This is a genomic window from Longitalea arenae, from assembly GCF_016924755.1.
Taxonomy (GTDB): Bacteria; Bacteroidota; Bacteroidia; order Chitinophagales; family Chitinophagaceae; genus Niastella; species Niastella arenae.
Map to the genome: position 1 here is coordinate 49,211 of NZ_JAFFJX010000021.1, position 22,539 is coordinate 71,749.

General features: G+C 45.5%; 16 protein-coding genes, 1 tRNA gene and 1 pseudogene. 8 read left to right on the forward strand and 10 right to left on the reverse strand.

Annotated features, from left to right (window positions below; translation table 11 throughout):
* The first annotated feature begins 172 nt into the window (after positions 1–172).
* From galA to JT717_RS25610, 4 genes are all read left to right on the forward strand, one after another.
* Positions 173–3,049 carry a beta-galactosidase GalA gene (gene galA / locus JT717_RS25595; protein ID WP_205514010.1) on the forward strand — a complete coding sequence of 959 codons (2,877 nt, stop codon included), beginning with the start codon at positions 173–175 and terminating at the stop codon, positions 3,047–3,049.
* A gap of 531 nt (positions 3,050–3,580) precedes the next feature.
* Complete coding sequence (locus JT717_RS25600) at positions 3,581–3,748, forward strand: glycosyl hydrolase 53 family protein (protein ID WP_369411754.1); 168 nt, start codon at positions 3,581–3,583, stop codon at positions 3,746–3,748.
* A gap of 231 nt (positions 3,749–3,979) precedes the next feature.
* A complete protein-coding gene (locus JT717_RS25605; protein WP_205514012.1) occupies positions 3,980–4,981 on the forward strand; it encodes an alpha/beta fold hydrolase in 1,002 nt (333 codons plus the stop codon).
* A gap of 79 nt (positions 4,982–5,060) precedes the next feature.
* Positions 5,061–5,342, forward strand: a complete 282-nt coding sequence (locus JT717_RS25610) for a two-component regulator propeller domain-containing protein (protein WP_205514013.1) — start codon at positions 5,061–5,063, stop codon at positions 5,340–5,342.
* A 176-nt stretch (positions 5,343–5,518) separates the two neighbouring features.
* Here JT717_RS25610 and JT717_RS25615 read toward each other — a convergent pair.
* The 10 genes and pseudogenes from JT717_RS25615 to JT717_RS25660 all read right to left on the reverse strand — a co-directional run bounded on the left by JT717_RS25615 (position 5,519) and on the right by JT717_RS25660 (position 16,171).
* Positions 5,519–5,592, reverse strand: a tRNA-Pro gene (locus tag JT717_RS25615).
* 3 nt (positions 5,593–5,595) lie between these two features.
* Positions 5,596–5,781: pseudogene (locus JT717_RS28925) on the reverse strand (GIY-YIG nuclease family protein); the annotation flags it as partial.
* Between the two features lie 265 nt (positions 5,782–6,046).
* A complete protein-coding gene (locus JT717_RS25625) occupies positions 6,047–6,703 on the reverse strand; it encodes a VOC family protein (RefSeq protein ID WP_205514014.1) in 657 nt (218 codons plus the stop codon).
* A gap of 101 nt (positions 6,704–6,804) precedes the next feature.
* Entirely contained in the window at positions 6,805–8,019 is a 1,215-nt protein-coding gene (locus JT717_RS25630) for an alginate export family protein (RefSeq protein WP_240348428.1), read from the reverse strand.
* Positions 8,020–8,256: 237 nt separating this feature from the next.
* Entirely contained in the window at positions 8,257–10,032 is a 1,776-nt protein-coding gene (locus JT717_RS25635) for an amidohydrolase (RefSeq protein ID WP_205514016.1), read from the reverse strand.
* 66 nt (positions 10,033–10,098) lie between these two features.
* Positions 10,099–10,800: a hydrolase gene (locus JT717_RS25640; protein WP_240348430.1), complete on the reverse strand. Its 702-nt coding sequence runs from the start codon at positions 10,798–10,800 to the stop codon at positions 10,099–10,101.
* Positions 10,801–10,839: 39 nt separating this feature from the next.
* Positions 10,840–11,823 carry an alpha/beta hydrolase gene (locus JT717_RS25645; RefSeq protein WP_205514018.1) on the reverse strand — a complete coding sequence of 328 codons (984 nt, stop codon included), beginning with the start codon at positions 11,821–11,823 and terminating at the stop codon, positions 10,840–10,842.
* Positions 11,824–11,827: 4 nt separating this feature from the next.
* Positions 11,828–12,616 carry an alpha/beta hydrolase gene (locus tag JT717_RS25650; RefSeq protein WP_205514020.1) on the reverse strand — a complete coding sequence of 263 codons (789 nt, stop codon included), beginning with the start codon at positions 12,614–12,616 and terminating at the stop codon, positions 11,828–11,830.
* 184 nt (positions 12,617–12,800) lie between these two features.
* Positions 12,801–14,186: a sigma-54-dependent transcriptional regulator gene (locus JT717_RS25655; RefSeq protein WP_205514022.1), complete on the reverse strand. Its 1,386-nt coding sequence runs from the start codon at positions 14,184–14,186 to the stop codon at positions 12,801–12,803.
* Between the two features lie 44 nt (positions 14,187–14,230).
* Positions 14,231–16,171, reverse strand: a complete 1,941-nt coding sequence (locus tag JT717_RS25660) for a tetratricopeptide repeat-containing sensor histidine kinase (RefSeq protein ID WP_205514024.1) — start codon at positions 16,169–16,171, stop codon at positions 14,231–14,233.
* Between the two features lie 235 nt (positions 16,172–16,406).
* On the opposite strand from JT717_RS25660, the gene JT717_RS25665 reads away from it, so the two are divergent.
* From JT717_RS25665 to JT717_RS25680, 4 genes are all read left to right on the forward strand, one after another.
* Complete coding sequence (locus tag JT717_RS25665; RefSeq protein WP_205514026.1) at positions 16,407–17,318, forward strand: helix-turn-helix domain-containing protein; 912 nt, start codon at positions 16,407–16,409, stop codon at positions 17,316–17,318.
* 545 nt (positions 17,319–17,863) lie between these two features.
* Entirely contained in the window at positions 17,864–18,565 is a 702-nt protein-coding gene (locus tag JT717_RS25670; RefSeq protein WP_205514027.1) for an ABC transporter ATP-binding protein, read from the forward strand.
* Between the two features lie 14 nt (positions 18,566–18,579).
* Positions 18,580–21,075 (forward strand): TonB-dependent receptor, encoded by a 2,496-nt coding sequence (locus tag JT717_RS25675; RefSeq protein ID WP_205514029.1) that lies wholly within the window; start codon positions 18,580–18,582, stop codon positions 21,073–21,075.
* Positions 21,076–21,088: 13 nt separating this feature from the next.
* Positions 21,089–22,537 carry an ABC transporter permease gene (locus JT717_RS25680; protein ID WP_205514031.1) on the forward strand — a complete coding sequence of 483 codons (1,449 nt, stop codon included), beginning with the start codon at positions 21,089–21,091 and terminating at the stop codon, positions 22,535–22,537.
* Positions 22,538–22,539: the final 2 nt, after the last annotated feature.

The window sequence follows — 22,539 nt, forward strand, 5'->3', positions numbered from 1 at the left end:
AGAGACAAAATTATGATGAAGCTACAGGTCAATAATTTGCTGATTCGACAGGAATACTATTTCTTTTAACTACGGACGTAAATGAATCTTTCACCGATACCTGGGAAAGCTTCGTAGGAAGCATTCCCAATTTCCAGCACCAGCGTATATGAAATATTATAAAAATCTTTTTTTGTTAACTCTTTTTTCGCTTTCAGTTATATTTTCCTTTTCACAAAAAAAAGCAGAGAAAAGAGAACGGTTGAAAATGGACCACGGCTGGCGTTTTGCCTTTGGTCATCCGTATGATGTTAAGAAGGACTTTGGTACCGGTACTGCTTATTTTTCTTATTTAGCAAAGGCTGGTAATGGCGATGGAGCAGCCGCAGCCGCTTTTGATGACCGCGCCTGGCGTAAGCTGGATCTGCCACATGATTGGGCGGTTGAACAGCCATTTAGCCCGAATGCCAGTTTTAGTCATGGGTTCAAAGCCATCGGCCGGGCGTTCCCTGAGCGAAGTGTAGGCTGGTATCGGAAAATATTTACGGTTCCTGCTGCCGATCTGGGTAAGCGGATCTCAATTGTTTTTGATGGCGTTTTCCGCAATTCCATCGTGTGGGTAAATGGACATTACCTTGGTACAGAGCAAAGCGGGTACAACAGCTTCCAATATGATATTACCGATGTGCTGAACTATGGCGGCGAAAATGTGATCGCCGTACGTGTGGATGCAACCATGGAAGAAGGCTGGTTTTATGAAGGAGCAGGAATTTATCGCCATGTATGGCTTACCAAAACGGCGCCTGTGCATGTAGCCGCGAATGGTACATTCGTTACCGCACAGGTACAGGGAAAGACCGCCGTGGTGAGCGTAAAAACAGATGTGATGAATGAAGCGAAAGAAAGCAAGACCATTGACGTGATACAAACCATTCTCGATGCTGATGGAAAAATTATAATCACTAAAATAAACACCGCAGTTTCGCTGGCGCCCTTTCAAACCAGGGAAGTGGCCACCGATCTCTCTGTAAACGAAGCAAAGCTGTGGGACATTGATGCTCCTTATTTGTACAAGCTTGTTACAAGTATTAGAGAAAAAGCAGATACCACCGATCAGTATGAAACCACCTTCGGCATTCGCACGATCCGCTTTGATGCTTCAGCAGGTTTTTTCCTCAATGGAAAGCCCCTGAAGCTGAAGGGCACCAATAATCACCAGGACCATGCCGGCGTTGGCACCGCGATACCCGACGAATTGCAGTACTGGCGTATTAAAACCCTGAAAGACATAGGAGCTAACGCTTACCGATGCGCGCATCATCCGCCCACGCCCGAATTGTTAGACGCCTGTGACCGGTTAGGTATGTTGGTGCTTGATGAGAACCGGTTGACGCGTACGACAGCCGATGGGTTGAATGAACTGAAGCGAATGATCACTCGCGACCGCAACCATCCTTCTGTGATCGGCTGGTCGGTCGGAAATGAAGAATGGGCCATTGAAAACAATATTACCGGTGAACGCATTGCTGCAACCCTGCAGGCTTTTGCCAATAGTCTCGATTCCACACGCCCCGCAACAGCGGGCATCAGCGGAGGTTTCCGCAGCGGTATTTCGGATGTATTGCAGGTAATGGGCTATAATTACCTGGGTAATGGTGATATTGATGCGCACCAGAAACGTTTTCCAAACCAACCTGGTATGGGAACTGAAGAAGGGTCGACCTTTGCTACAAGAGGTATTTATGTAACCGACGACAACAAACATTACCAGGCCGCGTATGATCGAAAACCACGGCCAACTTTTTATAGTATTGAAGAAGGATGGCGGTTCTATGCAGAAAGACCTTACCTCGCAGGCATGTTTATTTGGACCGGTTTTGATTACCGGGGTGAGCCCACTCCGTACGGATGGCCTTCTGTTACATCTTATTTTGGCATGATGGATATTTGCGGTTTTCCGAAAGATAATGCATACTATTTGAAGTCGTGGTGGGGAAAGGAACCCGTTTTGCACCTGCTGCCACACTGGAACCTGGCTAAAGACGGGACAGGCTGGAACGGGCAGGAGGGGAAAATGATCGATGTCTGGGCTTACAGCAATTGCGACGAAGTAGAACTTTTTCTGAATAAAAAGAGCCTTGGAAGAAAAAAAATGAACATTAATGGGCATCTCGAATGGAAAGTGGCCTATGCGCCCGGGAAACTGGAAGCAGTTGGATACAAAGCCGGAAAAAAGCTCCTGACCTATGTGGTTCAAACGACAAAAGAACCAGCTTCTATCCGGTTAACATCCCACAAGAAATCGCTTACTTCAGGTTGTGATGACATAGCCATTGTAACGGTGGAAGCGCTTGATAAAAACAATCTTGCCGTACCAACGGCCGCCAACGAAATCACTTTTGCCATTCAGGGCCCGGGTAAAATAATTGGTGTAGGTAATGGTGATCCAACTTCGCTTGAAAAAGACAGATTCATTGAAACTATTGAAACCATTAAGATCGAAAACCTGAAAGAGAAAGCAATAGATAGTTTCGATGTTATAAATGAAACAGGTATGACCATAGACGATACAAACTGGAAAGAGGCATTCAAGGACAGGGATTATAAAAAGCTGGCGAAAGCTTATGTATATCGTGGCAGCTTTATGCTGACTGAGAATTTTTCCGCATCTACAATTACTTTGTTTTATAAAAATATTGGCCGCGAGCAGTCGATATATATAAATGGAAAAGAGATTGCACGCAATCAAAAAGAAAATGAAACCAGGGATGGTTACCCGTTGGATAAAAAGATGCTGCAAGCCGGAAAAAATAGTATTGCCATAGTAGCTACGCCTATTCCCAGGCAACATGACTGGGAAAATGTGAACACCGATCCGGGATTGATCCAACTGGTTACACCGGCTGAACCCTGGAAGCGGAAACTCTTCAATGGTCTGGCGCAGGTAATTGTGCAAAGGACGAAAGAATCCGGCGACATAGTGTTAACGGCTACATCATCCGGGCTACAATCAGCAACGTTCACCTGGCATATACCCGAAGGCGAGGCCGCTCATGCAATAGATCGGTGAGGCCTGGTTGATACAGCGGATATAATTATCACTAATATTAGTGCTGTCCTGGAGCTGTAACGGTACACCACCATATGATTACCGTCGAACGGTTTAAGCCGTCCCGCGTGCCAAACCAGATAAATCCACGATCGTCCGGGAAAATGTATTCAATGGTGCTGTTCGAAAGCCCCTGGTTGGCCAATTTTGAAATGAAAGTTAGTGGGCTGCGATAAACAGACAGCCGGGTAAATGACCAACACCAACACCAACAACAAGACAAAAAGACAACGCATCGTGCAATAAATGTGATAAATCGAAAATGTGATAATGGAATACAGATCCTACGGCGTGAGCTTCGCTTTAATGGGAACTGCGCGACCTTGAAGAATTATCACATTATCAAATTAACTCATAACTGCTAAAATAGCGGAAAAGCTGTAGGAGCGGTCAGCTAACGAGCAGATTTGAACACCAGAACCAAAAGAATAAACGAGGCGACAAGCCATTGGCGCCCAACCAGTGTAGTTTTAGCCGACCTGATTCAGGGCGGTGGCGCCGCCAACCACCATCATGCTGCATGTGGCGTTGGGCGGAAAAAACGACGAATGCCTGTTATTCTATGACAACATGTTGCAACGGCAAGTGCCTTTCGATGTAATAGGACTTTCTTACTATCCCAAATGGCATTGTACGCTCGAAGACTTCGGTACAATTTGAATGATCTGGCACGCCGATACAGTAATGATGTGATCATTGTTGAATATTCTCCCCTGAAAAAAGAAGACTGGCTTCCGATGTATTTGGCGGTCATGGAAAAGGTTCGGCTAGCTGGGAGCCATTGAATACCTGGGAAGCCGTGTTCGACAGACAGGGCAAATCGAACGGGTTATTGAACGTGTATGATGAGCTCAACAGGCTTTTTATTCAAAACAGTATTAAATAAAACGCATGAGTAACTTAAGAAACTATCAAATAATAAAAGCTTACTTGCAACTGTCTGCATTGCTGTTGCTGGGGCCGGCAATGATGGTAAATGCCCAACTGGCAAAAATTCCCACTGGCTGGTCAGATGGGTATGCATATGCAAACGGTATCCGTATTCACTATTATCATGCCGCGCCTGCACAGGGCAAACCCGTGATGGTAATGGTGCATGGCGTTACCGATAATGGCCTTTGCTGGACCACGCTGGCCCTGAAGCTGCAAAACGCGTATGATATTTATATGCTCGATGCCAGGGGCCATGGTTTAACAGATCCATTTACGTGTGCTGACAATGGTGAAACGTTGGTGAAAGACGTCGTCGCATTTGTACAGGCCATGAAATGGGAAAAGCCCATCCTGATTGGCCATTCGATGGGCGCCGCTACGGTGATGCGGGTAGGTGCTGAGTATCCGGAGCTGGCGAAAGCCATCATTATGTTAGACCCTATGCTTGGGCGATTTTCCGGCGGGAGGCCAGGGGGAAGCTCTGCGCGCGATAGCGCCCGTAACCGGCCACCGGCTCCGGCGCAACCAGCCCAACCTACAGCGCCCGACCGGCTTTCCGTCAACATGTTTGGAAGCGCGGAATCGCTGGTAGCGCAGAACAATTATAAATTCGAAGACCTGGTAGCCACCGGCCGCCGGCAGTTTCCGAAATGGGACAGTGTAGATGTGTACTATTGGGCGCTCTCGAAAAAACAATATCACGGTGCCTATACAAACGAAGCCTGGCAGGCGATGAGCGGCACCATGAATACCGGAGATGCGCTGGCAAAAATACAGGCGCCGGCCATTATACTGAAGGCCGATGCATCACCCGAAGTGCGTAAAGCCAATGAAGAAGTCGTGCGTGTGATGCAGAAAGGAAAGCTGGTGCACATCGATGGGGCAGGCCATAATCTGCATCATGATCAACTGACCCGAACCGTGGAAGTGCTGAAAGAATTTTTGTCGGCAGATCATTAAAATTATCAAAAGAACTAAAAAAATGAAAAATTGACAGGGCAGAGCACTCATTGTATCATACCATTAAACTATCAACATTATGACCAAACTATTACCAGCTTTTTGCCTGTGTCTGCTATCGCTAACTTCTCTTAGATCCAACTACATTAGAGTGATCGCCGAAAATCCTGATCATCATCTTTGGATAGGCACTGCAAAAGGGCTGAATATTAATAACCCGGTTAAAGCAAATTTTTATAATGCGAAATTCAAATCCGGGAACAATACTTCTTTAAGACCATTAGAAAATACCATCAGCGCCATTCAAAAAATGATAAAGATGGATGCATGCTGGTTGGCGCCCACAACGGCGGTTTATTGATTATTTGAAAAAAACAGCGCGACAGGGGAACAAATCCCTTTCCTCTCGTGGCAAGGGCATGAAAGCAATTATGATGTTACAGCTCCGTCAAGTTTATCGCCATGCATGGCGCACATGAAAAAAGGCCTATAAAACCTCAGTTTTATAAGCCTTTGGGATGTTTGACATCCATTTCGTCGGGTGGACTGGATTCGAACCAGCGACCCCTTGCACCCCATACAAGTGCGCTACCGGGCTGCGCCACCACCCGAAACTATACAAGACGATTATCCTGTAAGTATCTTTTAATTCCTCTTTTTTTTACTTTCTTTTCTAATACTAATGCTTCACTTCTTGAGTTACAGCTAAATGTAGTAATTAGAATCCAGGGAACTCCTGTTGATGTAAACTTTCCTTTTCCACAATTATGTTGGTCAAATCTTTTCGCTACATTATCAGTACTTCCAACATATTACTTATCTAAAGAACTACTATATAATATATATACAAAAAACATAAGGATCTTTAACTAGCGACCCTCCCGCCACAGGCGGGATGCGCTACCGGGCTGCGCCACCACCCGAATTACAGTTTTTTCAGGCTTTTTTGACCTTTATGGGGTTGATTCTGATCACCTGAAGACTGCCTTTGGGGGTGCAAATTTACTTAAAAAATTGATTTCCCGAAAAATATGCTTCAAAATGATAAAATTTTTTCCCGGCCATTTATTCAAATATCATCTCCAAAATCTGTTTTCTGTCCGTTCCATCCATCGCCACTCTTGTAAAAAACCTGCTTGCGGCTTTTTCGGTAGGATACCAGTTCCTTCCCGCGGCTGAAATGATCAGCAAACCTTCTTCATCGCCTACAGCTGCAAAGTTCTCGAGCACAGGCTGCCTTTTATATGGCGCTAACCCATAACGTTCACCTAATTCCTTTACCTCCTCGTTAACATTATTCGTCACAATACCAATTTCACTTATATACTGAAACGATCGCGCCGAAAATGGCTGCGAAGATGAATTGGCCACGTCATAGCGGCAAATAAACTCGAGCAAATTGCCACTGCTATCAAAGAAATAAAAAGACTGCGCATTCCAATTGATAAACTGCGTAAAGACCGTTTCATGCTCCACCGGCAACAGCGCCGCCTTGTTTTGCATCCAGTGATACGCATCGTACAATTTGTTATGTGGTATATCAATGGCAAAATGATAATAGGGCTCGATACCGGCCATTTCCCTGAAAATAAGTTTTGTTTCTCCTACCTCGAAAGCTGCCTGGCCTGCAGGTACTGCCAATGCGGGTAGCTCCAGGACCCCTCCATAGAACTTTGTTATCGCCTGCAGGTCTGCCGCAAGTATTTCAATTTCCCTGATCATAGATTCTAATATTGTAAGTTCGATAATTTCGTTATTTACAACATCCATTTGCAAAACCAGTTCGATTATATTGAGGAGAAAAACGAAGAAATATCTCCAAACTAAAACTTCAGCTGCGCCGTCACCCCGGCAAACAGAATATCATTTCCGGTACCAGCCTTTTGCAAATAAGCTCCCGCATCAAACCAGGTAAACTCGGCCTGGACAAAAAAATAGGCATTGGCGTTATACACCAGTGCTGCCGCAAGCTGTTTACCAATATATTTTTCCGCCAGCTGTTTACCCGAATAAAGGAGTGTCCCATTCACTGCGTACAAACCATCCCCCTCGCTGTAACGCCACAACACATCACAATCTATTTCGAAGTTCAGCCGCCTTAATAATTGCAATGACAGCGAAGGGTGCACATCGAATAAATTATAAGGCCCAATCAACGCAGCCAACCCAAAATAAGCACCTCGCGGAAACAGCGGATTGAAGGTCTGCAAGCTGCTGTCCGCTGCATGTTTGTCCCCACTGATCAATTCCATTTTCAAACCTGCTTCGGGCTTCCATTTAATACTATTAAACCGGTGTGATATATTCATAGAAGCCGTCCACGCCGAAATAGACCGGCCTGAAAATTTACCAAACTGATAAACAGTTTCAAGATCATATCCGGTGGCGCCTTTGCCATTCCATACCCGTGCGCCAATGCTGTGGCGCAATTCTTTTCCCGAACCCGCATCGAAGCTGGCTGTTTTCTTATGTAAACCCAGGTAATAGAGGTCGATATTCTTTAAGACGGGCACATTGCTTTGCACCCAATAAACACCCCAGAACCTGGTATCCTTATTAAACCCATCATCAAATATGTCCTTCCTGGCCGCCACATAATGACTGTAAAAAAGATCCGCTTTGAAATTCCCTGAATGAAAGATCGATCGAAGGCCATCGAAGGATTGCCTGTTATTAGGACCTTCCCGAACCGACACCAACCGCTGCGATCCGTATAATAATTCCTGCCGGCCGGCACGGAAGATCATGTAGTTTTTGCCACCCGGATTTACCTGGTAATCAATAAAGGCCTGGTGCACTTCCAAAGGGTTATCATCAACGGCACTGGCAGCCTGCCGGCTATTGGCCAGACTGCTTTGCAATTGTATAAATGTTCTTAAATGCCTGCTGGCATGCAGATCAGCGTGCAGCAACCACCTGCTTAAAATATAACCATCATTATCTTCAGACTCTTCACCCCAGCCTTCATTTTGAATATAAAAATACTGGTAGCGCAGATCACCTCCATAACTGATATAACTGTTTGCGCTTTTTGACAAGGGTGCAAATTTTATTCTTTTATACCAATTGTTGCCCGTATCGCTTTTCAAAAAAGAATAATCTTCATCATAGCGCAACGATCTAAAAGCTGGCAGGTCTTGCGTAAAACCAGGGAGGCCCATAAAAAGTAAACCTGAAAAATAAATAAGGCGCATAACGTATACTTCCGGCTGATGATAACTTTTGAACTGTGCCAGATGTGTTTACATTCTTGCAGCAAAATGGGACACACCTGCTTAATACTGATAACCGCCATAATACTTAACCGGGCTCCATGTGGGTATAACCGCCGGCGCAGCAGGCGCCCATGACGCATATTGCGCATCAGCATACACCGGTTGTCCGTTCACAATTGTCAGGCTGGCCCTGATCGTCCGGATCTCTTCTTCCGGCACCGTAAAATAATCTTTGTTGAGTATGACCAGGTCGGCATAATACCCTTTTTGGATCTTACCTTTTGCCTGTTCTTTGATCAAACCATAACTACCTGTGGTGATCAGCTGCAAAGCCGCTAACCTGCTAAGGGTACTTTCTTTGGCCATAACCACGGTACCACCGATCGTTTTGCCGCTGGTGATCCAGTATAAAGCCATCCACGGATTATAACTGGCCACCCGGGTTCCATCGGTACCTAAACCTACCGGTATGCCCAGTTCCAGCATTTTTTTAACGGGGGGTGCACTCATGGCGGTTTTTTTTCCATACCGGTGAATAAAATGTTCGCCCTGGTAAGCCATCCGGTGTTGAATGGCTATACCACCGCCAAGTGTTTTGATCCGTCGCAGGTTTTCTTCACTGATGGTTTCGGCATGATCAAAGAACCAAACCAATCCACTCAATGGGGTTTCTTTATTGATCTCTTCAATAACATCGAGGTCGCGGGTGATACTTTCGTTATACGTTGCATGTAAGCGGAAAGGCCAGCGCTTTTTTACCAGTAAGCTGATCACCGCTTTCAGCTTATTTTCCATTGTAGCAGGTAATTCAGGCCGTGGAAACAAAAAATTCTCAAAATCCGCCGCGTCCATGACCAGGTTTTCGCCGCCGCCGTTTACATGATAATCCACTTTTGCGTCTTCGTGTTTTCCATCTGTATCTATGTCAACCATGCCTGTCCACCTGGTAAAATCATTCAACTCGGTGCCTTTTTTCTGTGCAAACAAAAAATAGGGGAGCCGCACTGTGATCTTTCCTGCCTTATTCAATGAATCGGTTATGCCATAGTCGTCGGGAAAGTTTTGAAAGCCGCCACCTGCATCCATGACCGCTGTTACACCCAGGCGATTCAATTCGGTCATGTATTGCATGGTGGAGTTGATCTTTTCTTCAATGGATAGTTCAGGGAGCTTGGCCAGGGTAGCATACAGTATAAATGCATTGGGCTCCGCCACCAGCAAGCCGGTTGGCTCTCCTTCGTTGTCTTTCTCTATCAACCCACCTGGCGGATTTGGCGTTTCACCCGTGATCTGCAGCTTTTGCAAACCGGCCTTGTTCAACCATGCTTTTCCATATAAGTACAAAATAAAAGCGGGCACATTTCCTGTTGCTTCATTTATTTCTGCTATTGTCGGCACCCTTTTCTCTTCGAACTGGTATTCATTCCAGCCACCAACTACGCGTACCCATTGCCCGGCTGGTGTTCTTTTCGCCTGTTCTGTCAGCATTTCCAATGCCCGCTTTAAAGATGTTACGCCATCCCATCTTAGTTCACTATTATAAAACCGCCCACCCCTGATCACATGCAGGTGGCTATCAAACAATCCCGGTATTACACGATTGTTATGGGCATCGATAACCTTTGTGGTTTTGCCTTTCCATTTCAATATTTCAGGATTTGTTCCGGTGGCTGTTATCCTGTTCTTTGTTATGGCTACGGCCGCCACTTCACGCCGGGCCGTATCGAGGGTAGTTATTTTTCCATTGATGATAATGAGATCTGCCTTTGTTTGGGCCTGGATCTGCAGGGAAAAGAGCAGGCATAATAAAACGCCCGAAAAAAGTCCTTTTCGCATAATGGTAATTTTAAAAAAAGGGCCGGCAAAAAAACCGGCCCCTGTCTATAATGAACCTTACTCCTGTTAGTGTTTTAACATATCATGGGCATATAAGATGCCGACGCCATAAGCGCCCCCGTACTTTTTTACCAGGTCGGTAACCGGTTTATAGGTATTGCTTCTGGCCCAGTCGCGCTGCAACTCCAGAAGGTATTGAATAGACGTGATTGGTTTTGCTCCTGCCATGATCATGCGTTGAATGGCCATATCATGCGCTTCCTTGCTTACATCGCCACAGGCGTCTGTAATTACAAACACTTCGTATCCTTCAGAAATAGCAGATAAAGCAGGCCCAACGATGCAAACGCTTGTCCATAAACCTGCAAAAACCAGCCGCTTCTTTCCTTTGCCAACAATGGCTTTATGTGCATTTACATCTTCCCAGGTATTCATGCTGGTTCTGTCGATATAATTGCTGCTTTCTTTCGGATAGAATTCGCTCACTTCGGGAAACACCGGGCCACTGAAAGATCTTTCAGCTACCGTTGTTACCACGGTGGGCACGCTGAATATTTTCGATGCCCCGGCAACAATGGCCGTATTGTTACGAAGCTGGTCGATGGCAATGCTGTGGGTGGCAAATGCCATTTGTCCTTCGTTATCGATCAGTACAAGGGCGTGGTTCGATGGATTTAATAATTCAGGCGAGGGTTTCTGCGCATACAGGGCTGTTGACAGCAGGATCGCTGCAACAATGCCAATACTTTTCATGAATGTCCTTTTCATTTTGTCTATATCCTTTTTAAGCGTGAAGAATGTTTTCGATTACCTGAGATATCTTTTCAATTCTGCGGCAGCCTGTACAAAAGCCGATTTAACGGCAGGTAATTCGGCGAGCGCATTCAGCAAACCATAATCATGTATCATACCATCATAGCGCACCAGCGCCACCGGTACACCGGCTTCATCGAGCTTTCTTCCATAGGCTTCCCCTTCATCGCGCAGGATGTCATTTTCAGCAACCTGGATCAATGCAGGTGGCAATCCTTTCAGTTGCTCAACGCTTGCCTGTAAGGGGGAAGCATAGATCTCCCTGCGTTGTTTGGGATCGGTTGTATAATGATCGTACATCCATTTCATAAGCGGGGTAGTGAGGAACCTGTCCTTACCGAATTGCTTATATGAGCCGGTCTCGAAATCAGCATCGACTATGGGCCAGAAGAGTATTTGTACCTTGATCTCGGGGCCATTGTTTTCTTTGGCTTTAATGGCCGTTACTGTGCTCATATTGCCACCCACGCTATTACCAACTATGGCCAGGTTCTTTCCATCTACATTGATCGCTGCACCATTTTCTGCCACCCATTTGGTAGCTGCATAAATTTCATTCACCTGGGTAGGATATTTAGCCTCGGGCGCCGGCGTGTAATTGACAAACACACCACAATAACCCGTGAGCACTACCAGGTCGCGGACCATTCTTTTGTGGGTGGGATAATCACCCAATACCCATCCGCCCCCATGAATAAAGATGAACACAGGCAGGGCGCCGCTAACTCCTTCCGGACGAACGATATTCAGTTTAATGGTATGTCCGTCAGCAGTAATGGTTTTTTCCGATTCCTCGATCCCGGAAAGGTCAACTTTTACGGAAGCCTGCGCATTTACCAGTACCTGGCGGGCTTCTTTCGGTGAAAGCGTTTCCAATGGTTTACCACCGCTGGTATTCAACACTTTTAAAAATTCTTTGGTTCTTGTATCGATGCGTGGATCTGTGGCATAATCCACCAGCTTAATTTCTTGCTCCATATTTTTAAATTTTATTGGTTATCCAATCCAGAACATAAGCGGCATCTGCTTCCCAACCTGGTTGCCCTAACACAAAATGATTTCTGCCTTCAAATTCTTTATAGTCGAGCACAGAACCATTCTTTTTGTATTTCCTGAAATTGCGGTAATTAAGATGAGCAGGAATAATATTATCGGTTGTACCTGCTGTAAGCAACAATGGGGGATGCGCTTTGGCGTAATCAACGCTGGCGGCCGATGTCAATCCCCCGCGGGCTACGCGTTTGGATTCGGGTATGGTGAATTTCTCATAGGCAGCTTTCTGTTCTATCAATGGCATATCGTTTACAAATGCATATTGCCAGTCTTTGAAAGACATCAGATAGGTCTTATTGATGGAGGTAAACAAGCCCAGCGATTTCCAGCCGGCTTTTAAAAATGAAAACTCATAAGGAAAAACACCCAGCGTTGGTACGGAATGTATTGCCACACCTGCTGCCACCAGGTCTCTGTTCACCAGTATTTGCGTTATTAAACCACCCAGCGAATGGCCAATTACGATCGGCTTTTCAGGATAGCTTTTTACAATAGCCGCGTAATGGTCTATCAGCTGCGGCAGGGTGAGGCGGGCCAGCTCAATATCATTTGGCTGCTTATCTCTCAGCTCAGCGGCTGTACCTACCTTAAACGGCCATGGCGGCGCAATTGTTGAAAAACCCCTGCGTTCAAAGTATTCCCGCCATTCGTCCCAGCAGGCGCTGGTAACAAAGGCTCCGGTAATGAAAACGATCGACCTGGTTTTGGTTGCTGCCATTGACATATAGTTTTGAGGTTTTGAATACCATCGACATTACAAAACTACACTTGTCCTTTTCCGGGAGCAATTGCCATAACATGCATTGACTTGTACATTTCATTAAGGGCGGGCTAAGGAGCAATGCCAGCCGGCAACAGACAATAGATAACAGGCAATATTTCAGGGTGGGGGATGTAAACCATCAACGTATCAACTGTTCTTTCTTTATGCCCAGCTTTTTGATACGCGAATTAAGGGTGGATACTTTAATGTTCAGGATCTCGGCAGCGCCGCCAGCGCCTGATACTTTTCCATTACACTTTTTCAGGGTAGCGATAATATAATCCCGCTCGTTCTCTTCAATGGTTTTTGCAGGTCTTTCTGTGTTGGTTGCTGCAATGACCTTATGTTGCAGCTGCGGAAGCGATTTTTGGTTGATCACCTGGCCCGCAGTGAGCAGCATGGCTCTTTCCATAACATTCTCGAGTTCGCGGATATTTCCCGGCCATTCGTACTGCAATAATTTATCCAGGGCTTCGAAGGAAATATCATCCACCTGCCTGCCCAGTTTGCGGTTAAACTGCTGCATAAAATGAATGACCAGCTCCGGAATATCTTCCTTGCGTTCGCGTAACGGAGGCAGCGTGATGGGGAATACATTCAACCGGTAATACAGGTCCATGCGAAAGCGGCCCTCAGCGATCACCTTCTCGAGGTTCCTGTTGGTAGATGCAATTACCCGGACATCTATCTTTATGGTGTTTTGTCCACCGATCCGTTCTATTTCTTTTTCCTGCAATACGCGCAGCAGTTTCACCTGCATTTCAGGCGGCATTTCCCCGATCTCATCCAGCAGAATGGTACCGCCGTTCGCCTGTTCAAATTTTCCAATACGTTTATCGAGAGCGCCGGTGAATGCGCCGCGCTCATGCCCGAATAATTCCGACTCGATAAGTGTCGCAGGCAGGGCAGCACAATTTACTTTTATAAACGGTTTTAATCGCCTTGGTGAAAGCGTATGAATGCATTCCGCGATCTTTTCCTTTCCGGTACCGCTTTCTCCCAGCAATAAAACCGAAGTATCAGAGCTGGCTACCATTAAAACCATTTCCAGTACGGTTTTAATTAATCTGCTGTTACCAATGATATTTTTGAATGCAGGCACCCTTGCATAATCGGTGGGTTCCTGCACCATTTCAAGGGGTTTTGCAGCCAGGCGTTGTTCGTGCAGGTACCAGGCTATATCAAGCGTAACCAGGATATCTTTTTCGCGGAAAGGTTTTACCAGGAATCCATAAGGTTGGGTGACCTTGGCTTCGTCGAGCGTTTTTTTATTTGAATTGGCAGAAAGGAATACGAAGGCAATGTTTCTCTCACGAAGTTTTACAGCCAGGTCAATGCCAGTAAGATCGCCCTGCAAAAAAATATCCAGCAGCACCATATCGGGCTTTTCCCTGTCAATGATCTCCAGGGCAACAGGAACCGAGCGGGCGAGAGAGCAGACCAGATACCCGGCTTTTTCCAGGATCATTTGCAGATTGTTGGCTTCAATAAACTGGTCTTCTACTATTAATATTTTTTTCTTCATGATGACCGATACCATCAGCTGATGTTCAAAAATAAAGATTGTTTTTATGCATATAATTGCTCCCTTGCGCTGCTGCTGTTTTTTACCTGTTTGAATAAACAACCCTGGGGAAACTCTACGGAAATACTGGTTCCATGATGACTTTCTACGGTAAAACGCCCATGCAGATCGCCGGTAAGCCCCTGCATGAGTTTAAAACCTAAAGAATCCTTTTTCAGGCGGTCGGCTTCTGAAATGCCGATGCCATTATCAGTGATGGAAAGCAAAATGGTGTTCCGGCCGGTTTGCCCCAGCTGGATCCGGATCTCATTCGCTGTTCGTCCCGGGAATGCATACTTTATCGAATTGGTGATCGCTTCATTGACGATAAGTCCGATCGGAATGGCGATCGCAATATCTACTTCTATCTTTTCTATTGCCGAGCGGAAATGGATGTATTTACCCAGATCAAAGGAATCATGCAGGTAATTGATCAGTTCCGGCAGGTAAACCGACAGATCAACCTGGGTCATATGCTCATCCTGATACAGTTTTTGATGGATCAATGACATGGCATAGATGCGGTGTTTGCTATTCTGAACAGCAAGCAGTGCTTCGTCGCGCAGGTATACCGACTGGCTTTCCAGCAAACTCATTACTGTATGCAGGTTGTTCTTCACCCGGTGGTGGATCTCCTTTACCAGCCACTCCTTTTCCTCCAGCAAACGCTGCAAAGCCTGATTTTTAAAACTGATCTCCTGGTTGTTCTGCCGTTTAATTCGGTATTGATTATATAACAAACCAAGAATGACCAGCAACAAGCCGATACCGCCAAAAGTGACATAGTGCAGGAGGGAAGCATTTTTTAATTCCAGTTTGCGCTTATTATTCAGGAGGTCCAACTCCTTGATCCGCGCATTTGACCGGCTCAGTTCGTATTCTGCCTTCAGCGAAGCTATGTTTTTAGACATCGAATTTTGGATGAAGCTGTCTGAAAGCAACTTCTCCCGCTCTTTCATCAAAAACGCTTCTTTATAATTGCCCTGTTTTACATACCACGGCGTAATGGCCCTCAGGTAACGCATCTCCTGGTTGTAAGCGCCTTTGGCCCTTGCCAGGGAAATGGCCTCCTGCAGGTAATGAATAGCGTTGGGCAGATCGTCATTACCATAGGTTCTGGCCAAACCATATAATACCTGCAATTCACGCAGATAATTGCCCATGGCGCGTGATCGTTGCAAAGCTTCTTTCTGTAAAGCCACGGCCTTTTCCTTCAGTCCCTGTTTTGAATATACGGATGCCAGGTTATTGATGAGCGTGATATTGAGGCCCTGGTGTTCAACTTTGCCGCTCAACCGGACGCCTTTCTCAAGGTAATAACGCGCCATTTCAAGCGCACCCGTCTCTTTGTGAAGTACGCCCAGGTGGTTGAAAATATTTAATGAAATATTTGAAAAGGGAAGACTATCATTCTGCCGCTCGGCAATTTTTAAGTACTGCAATGCTGTCTTGTAATTGTGCCGGTCGAGATGAGCCCATGAAATACTGTAATTGGCTTCCATGACGCCAAACCGGTCTCCGGCCTCTTCCGAGATCTTTAAGGCCTCGAGGAAATGTTTAATGGCATTGTCGTATTTGCCATTCCTTAATTCTACAACACCTATCCTTATGGTTGCCGATGCGATACCTTTCTTTGAACCTGCTTTTTGAAAGAGTTTCAGCGCCTCGGTATATTTCTGCCTTGAGCTGTCAAATTCGCCACGGTTATCATCGATCATGCCCATTTGAACAAGGATCAGCGCCAGCCCATTGCTGTCTTTTTGTTTCCTGGCAAGGCCAAGCGCCTGGTGAGAATAGTAGATGGCCGAATCCTGTTTATAATACCGGTAGTATTTTATCAAATGTTCATAATCTGCAATGGTCAATGTTTTTTTATCAGGCAACTGGCCAATTGAACAGACAGAAATGGCCAACAAAAAAGCTAACAAGATCAGCGGCCTTGCCATATGCTCCTTTTTTAACAAAAATACCTGAATAATGGCACTGTATAATATGACAAATGAAATTATTATTTATATATGTTACCAGCCATGCATTTTCGCCAATTAGCGAAATATCGATAGCTATTATTTTGTTTTGCATGTTTATCCGTTTACCAATCAGCAGTTTAATTCCTGGCATACAGATTGGCTGGCCATCAGTCTGACATTTGTCAATTTAACACCATACAACTTTATTTCTATGCCCGGCCTCCAAAACAACAACCAGCTGACTGCTTTCACTCAGATGCCTTTTAGATGTAAAGACAACCAAACCGACGATTTTAACCGGTTCGAGATCCACCCGCTGGACTGGATGAACACCAAAAACCCATCAGCCGGCGAGTTGCCGGAAAAACTCACCCAAATTGAATTGATATGGATTAAGAAGGGCAGGGGACAAATTGAGGTGGACGGCAAAAAGAATGTATTCGCTGATAATACGGTGTATTGCATTACTCCCGGCCGCTTGCGCAGGTATTCCATAGAACCGGGCATGTTTGGTTATTACCTGAAATTTACCAACGAATTCATCAGGTTGTCAGAAGCCTACTCGAAAACCGCCGCCTGGTTCGACCGCTATCAGATGCATTCCCATTTTGCACCTATTTCTATCAGTTGTGAAATACAATGTGAGCTCGAGACCATCCTTCAAAAAATGAAACAGGAATACACGAATTATGATACCGGCAGAACTGAGCTGTTGAAAGGTCTGCTGAATGTCTTCATGATCTATTTATCCAGAAATGTACAAGCCACCTCAACAGAAAATCTTTTTTCGGGAGAAATGGAAATCGTGAGAAAATTCATGGCATTGATCAACAGGAATTACCGGTCAAAGAAAATGGTAAGCGACTATGCACATGACCTGCTGGTTACGCCCAATCATCTGAACCGCATCGTAAAGAAAATAACCGGTTTTTCTGCAAGCCACCATATTCAGCAGTTAATTATGCTGGAAGCAAAAAGACAGGCCATGTACCCCACATTAAGCATGAAAGAGATCGCCTATGACCTGGGCTTCGATAACCTGGCCCATTTCAGCAAATTCTTTAAAAATAATTGCGGAAAGAATTTTACGGAGTTCAAGAAAGAGATCCATAATCACGCTTAATGCTTTAGAAACGACCAACACTTAATGAAAAACTTTATTTGTAGTGTAAACCAAACAACTATACATTTGCAACAGTATTGCAATTCTTAATTGAAGGCAAAAAACACATATCGTCATCTTTTAGCAGGCCTCCTGTTGGCGCTGTATGCATTCATTGCTACACCGGTACAACTGTGGCATGATCATCCATCTTCCGCAAAAGCTACCCCAACCGCTCTATCGCAGCACGCCAAAAACGACACGGTGGCGGCAGGTACCGGCATTATACTGGAAGCTGATTGTGCGGTTTGTTCGCATAAGTATTCATCTTATAACGACGAGGTATTAGCTCCTTACGAAATATCACTCGTTGCCCATGCAGTAAAATATAGTTGTTATTCTGTACAACAGCTTACTGCATCAACTGCCTCATTGCCCAATAAGGGCCCTCCCGTATTATGCTGAGTTTTTATTGTTGTGATTGCTGCCCTGTTAACACGCCGCTTCCGATGACTATCGGAACGGAAATTCCCTGTTTGTAATTTATTATTTAAATAATAACAGTCATGCCTGTATTAGAAGCGGTACAGCTTGGCAAGCAGTATCATGGCCATACTGCGCTAAGCGACCTGAATTTATCTATTGATAAAGGTGATATCTTTTGCCTGCTCGGTCAGAACGGCGCCGGCAAAACCACGACCATCAACTTATTTCTCGGCTTTACGCATGCTACCAGCGGCAAAGCGCTGGTCAATGGCATCCCGGTTCAACCCAATGAAATGGTTACCAAGAAATTCATTGCCTACATTCCTGAAGTAGTGCAGCTCTATGGCAATTTAACGGGTATAGAGAACCTTGCATTTTTCAGTCAGCTCGCAGGGTTTAACTATACCAAGGAAATGCTAAGCAATTTCCTGAGCAAAGCGGACCTGCAGAAGGAAGCACAGGACAAAAGGCTGTCCACTTACTCGAAAGGCATGCGCCAGAAAGTAGGTATCGCCATTGCGCTTGCCAAGAATGCCGATGCGATTCTCATGGATGAACCTACCTCCGGCCTTGACCCGAAGGCCACGGCTGAATTCACCCGCATTTGTAAAGAACTGGCGGCTGCGGGCAAAACCATCTTCATGGCAACCCATGATATTTTCAATGCGGTGAATGTGGGCACCCGTATTGGCATCATGAAACAGGGCAGCCTGGTTCATACGGTACAAACGAGCGACATTACCGCCAATGAATTACAGCAACTGTACCTGGAAACGATCTAAAATTGCAGCAACCCATGAAATATTTATTAATAGCAATAAGCCTGTCGCTTTTTACGCTTCCGGGTTTTAGCCAGGTTACTTTAACCGGAAATGTTACAGCAGAAACCGGTGAACCGGTGAAAGGTGCTACCATTACGGTAAAAAATAAGGAGATCAACCGGTCTGTCATGGCCGATGACCAGGGCCAGTTCAGTCTGGAGCTGATGCCTAAAAAACTTTACCATATTGCCGTTTCGAGCATCGGCTTTGACAATTTTGAAGAAACACTGGTGATCAATGAACATGCAGCAACCCTTAAAATTGTCTTAACTCCGCAGTTAAAGAACCTGCAATTGATCGAGATCGTTGGCCGAAGTGCGAAAAAGTATAACAGCGATTATTCATTCAGCGCCACCCGCACTGCCACATTGATCAAAGACATTCCACAGTCGATTACCGCCCTTACAAAAGAGCTGATCACCGATCGCCAGGCTTTTCAATTAGCCGATGCAGTGAAGATGGCCAGCGGAGTCATTCCCTCCAGCTATTATAACCAGTACGCTATTCGCGGTATCAGCCAGAATGAGGAAGGGCAGATCATGAACGGCATGCGCACCCGCCAGTATTATTTTTTACAACCGCTTACTACTAATATAGAAAGGGTAGAAGTGATCAAAGGACCGGCCAGTGCTACCTTTGCCAGTGTTGATCCGGGGGGCAGTATCAACCTCGTCACTAAAAAGCCACTCAATAGCAACCGGAAAGAAATAAGTATCAGTGCCGGCAGTTTCAGCACTATCCGGGGATCCTTGGATTTTACCGGTCCGCTCAATGACAGTAAAACCTTATTGTACCGGCTCAATGGCGCTTACCAGGAAGCAAAAAGTTACCGCGACCTGGTGAGTAACAGATCATTATTGATCTCACCCTCATTTTCTTATATTCCGAATGACCGTACAGCCATTAATGTGGAAATGATCCTGAGCAATCTGACCGGTGTGCTCGACAGAGGTCAGCCCATTTTTGGCGCCGTAGCGGGTGTTACAGATCTGCACAGCACGCCAACCAGCTTAAACCTGGGCGCGCCCAATGATTTCTTCAGGTCCAAAGAACTTATTGTAACGGGCAATATCTCGCACCGTTTTTCGAGCCATATCAGTTTCAATACTTCCTATATGAAACAAACCTGGGCGGAAGATCTGCAGGAACACCGCACCACGAACGCCTTTGGCGTTGATACCGCCAATAACGCCATTACTTCCCTTGCCGCCATGCAGTTCGTGCAACGGAAGCAGTTCTGGAATATCGATAATATCAACAGCTATTTCAATTTTGATCTTACTACCGGAAGCATCCATCACAAACTATTGATCGGTTACGATCTGCATAGCTGGCACAAGCTGAAAGGAGGCGGGCAAAATGCAGCCCGGGGATTTTTGTTGAAGGATGGAACTGTTGCCAATACCTACACAAAAGCAAACCTGAACAATTACCAAACGATCACCATTGATGGAATAGTAATGCCAAAGCCCAATGTACAGCATTTTAACCTGAATAACCCGGTGTATACGATCCGGAATACCGATGATTACCTGCTGAATGTGCGCACAGCGCTGCCTGCCGCACTCACCACCAGCAATGCCCTGTATATTCAGGAACAGTTACAATGGAAAAAATTGACCTTGCTCCTGAGCCTGCGCCAGGAATGGTTTAAAGATATAACCAATTACAAATCGCCAAATGAGTCGTCGTTTACCAATACGGCCCTGCTGCCAAGAGTGGGTATTACATATGCCATTACGCCAACGATCAATGTCTATGGCACCTGGCTGGAAGGCTTTCAACCCCAATCGAATACTGTTACATTGATGCCAAATACCGGCAATTTTTACAATTCAGCGAAATCAGCTGCGCAATTTGATCCCCTGATCAGCGATCTGAAAGAGTTGGGCGTCAAAGCCGGCTTATGGAAAAGCAGGTTACAGGTAACAATGGCTGCCTATGAAATAAACCAACAAAACATTTTAATAAATGCCAATGTTCCGGCTTTTCCCGATTCATTAACCACCCGGGGGGCAGACAGAAGCAGGGGTTTAGAAGTGGAAGTGGCGGGTTTTATTCTTCCGAACTGGCAGATAAATGCCTCATACAGTTACATCGATGCAAGCATCCGGGCCGACTATAAAGCCGAATTAGTAGGGGCGAGAAAAGAAAACACACCGGTGAACAGCGCCAATGTATGGACACGATACAACTTCGTTAAAGGTTCTGCCCTGAAAGATCTTGGCCTTGGTTTGGGATTTCAATACAGTGGCGACAAGATCCCCTGGTTTACCAGGGACTTTACAATACCTGCTTACACTTTGGTGGATATGGCATTGTATTTCAATCCCGGCAAAAGTAATATGCAGCTGGCCCTGCATATAAACAACGTTGCCAATAAAACATATTGGCTGGGTGCACAGAATTTCCTTCGCTTATTTCCCGGTGCCCCCAGGAATGGCATGTTAACAGCTACTTATAAATTTTAATTGATCAGCACCTATGCGGAAATCAGTTTTGATCTTATTTGCGAGGCAGGTTATGGGAATGGCTTTTAAAAATAAGGCGGTAATGGCTTTGCTTGGCCTCACCGTGATCCTGCTTATTTATGCTGCCTACAGCGGTTTTACCATTTATCAACAACAATCCCGCAGCCGGCAGTTGTATCAACAACAGGTGCGCGCGGATTGGGAAGATATGCCTGATAAACATCCACACCGGATGGCGCATTACGGTTACATTGCATTTCGCACAAAACATCCCCTGAGCTTTTTTGATTTTGGTATGGAAAGTTATACCGGTAATGCGGTCTTCCTTGAAGCGCACCGGCAGAATTCGGTCAACTTTTCGGAAGCCGGTTTTAGCACCGGCATGCTTCGCTTTGGTGAAATAAGTATCGCCATGATCTTACAGGTACTCTTGCCATTGGTGATCTTCTTCATCGGCTTTAGCACGGTAGCAGCAGACAGGGAGAACGGTACTTTGAAGATCCTGCTTAGCCAGGGAACGTCCTGGCAAGAGATCATCGTTGGTAAAGCGTTGGGGCTGTTGGGCATCGCTTTGTGTATACTGTTACCGGTGATCCTGCTACTGATCATCGGCTGTTTTGTGTTGCCCGAAAAAAAATATATCGTTGACAATGTTTGTCGCATCGGCTGGCTGGCCTTGTCTTATATATGCTACGCCGGTATCATCAGTCTGATGGCAGTATTGATCTCCTCGATCGCCAAAACCGCAAAATCGGCATTGGTTTCATTGATCGGCATATGGTTATTATTTACTGTGATCATGCCACGAACCGCCCAGGCCATGGGCAATTACCTGCACGCCACGCCTTCCCGGATTGAATTTGAAACGGCTATTGAAAAAGACCTGATCAAAAAAGGGGATAGTCATGATCCAAACGATCCTTATTATAAGGCGCTGAAAGATTCGATCCTGAGACTGTATAAAGTGGATTCTGTTCAGCAGTTGCCGTTTAACTACAGTGGTTTTCAGATGAAAGAAGGGGAGAAAATAAGTGCCCAGATTTATAACCGGCACCTGTTCGCTTTATTGAGGAAATACCAGCAACAAAATGATGTATCCCGGTATTCTGCCTTCATCAATCCTTTTGCAGCATTGCGGGATCTTTCAATGGCCATGAGCGGCACTGATTTTCGTTCCTATGTTCAATTTCAACAACAGGCAGAAAGGTACCGTTACCAACTGGCGCAGCATATGAACGAGCTGCAGATAAAACACATCAGCAATAAAAAACCGGGAGAGCACGACAAGCCTCATAGTATCAGCAGCGCGTTTTGGAAGGCTTTTCCCGATTTCGAATATAAAAGAACCGGCCAGGGAACTGTTCTTCTACAGGAATTTCCGGCATTGGCATCTTTGCTGTGCTGGCTGACCTTACTCACTGCAATTACCACCATTCTATCAAAAAAATTAAAAGCATTATAGGG

Coding starts and splice junctions, on each gene's coding strand:
- JT717_RS25680 (WP_205514031.1), top strand. CDS start 21,089: ATGCGGAAATCAGTTTTGATCTTATTTGCGAGGCAGGTTATGGGAATG.
- JT717_RS25655 (WP_205514022.1), bottom strand. CDS start 14,186: ATGAAGAAAAAAATATTAATAGTAGAAGACCAGTTTATTGAAGCCAAC.
- JT717_RS25665 (WP_205514026.1), top strand. CDS start 16,407: ATGCCCGGCCTCCAAAACAACAACCAGCTGACTGCTTTCACTCAGATG.
- JT717_RS25635 (WP_205514016.1), bottom strand. CDS start 10,032: ATGCGAAAAGGACTTTTTTCGGGCGTTTTATTATGCCTGCTCTTTTCC.
- JT717_RS25605 (WP_205514012.1), top strand. CDS start 3,980: ATGAGTAACTTAAGAAACTATCAAATAATAAAAGCTTACTTGCAACTG.
- JT717_RS25645 (WP_205514018.1), bottom strand. CDS start 11,823: ATGGAGCAAGAAATTAAGCTGGTGGATTATGCCACAGATCCACGCATC.
- JT717_RS25650 (WP_205514020.1), bottom strand. CDS start 12,616: ATGGCAGCAACCAAAACCAGGTCGATCGTTTTCATTACCGGAGCCTTT.
- JT717_RS25625 (WP_205514014.1), bottom strand. CDS start 6,703: ATGATCAGGGAAATTGAAATACTTGCGGCAGACCTGCAGGCGATAACA.
- JT717_RS25675 (WP_205514029.1), top strand. CDS start 18,580: ATGAAATATTTATTAATAGCAATAAGCCTGTCGCTTTTTACGCTTCCG.
- JT717_RS25640 (WP_240348430.1), bottom strand. CDS start 10,800: ATGAAAAGGACATTCATGAAAAGTATTGGCATTGTTGCAGCGATCCTG.
- JT717_RS25610 (WP_205514013.1), top strand. CDS start 5,061: ATGACCAAACTATTACCAGCTTTTTGCCTGTGTCTGCTATCGCTAACT.
- JT717_RS25660 (WP_205514024.1), bottom strand. CDS start 16,171: ATGGCAAGGCCGCTGATCTTGTTAGCTTTTTTGTTGGCCATTTCTGTC.
- JT717_RS25670 (WP_205514027.1), top strand. CDS start 17,864: ATGCCTGTATTAGAAGCGGTACAGCTTGGCAAGCAGTATCATGGCCAT.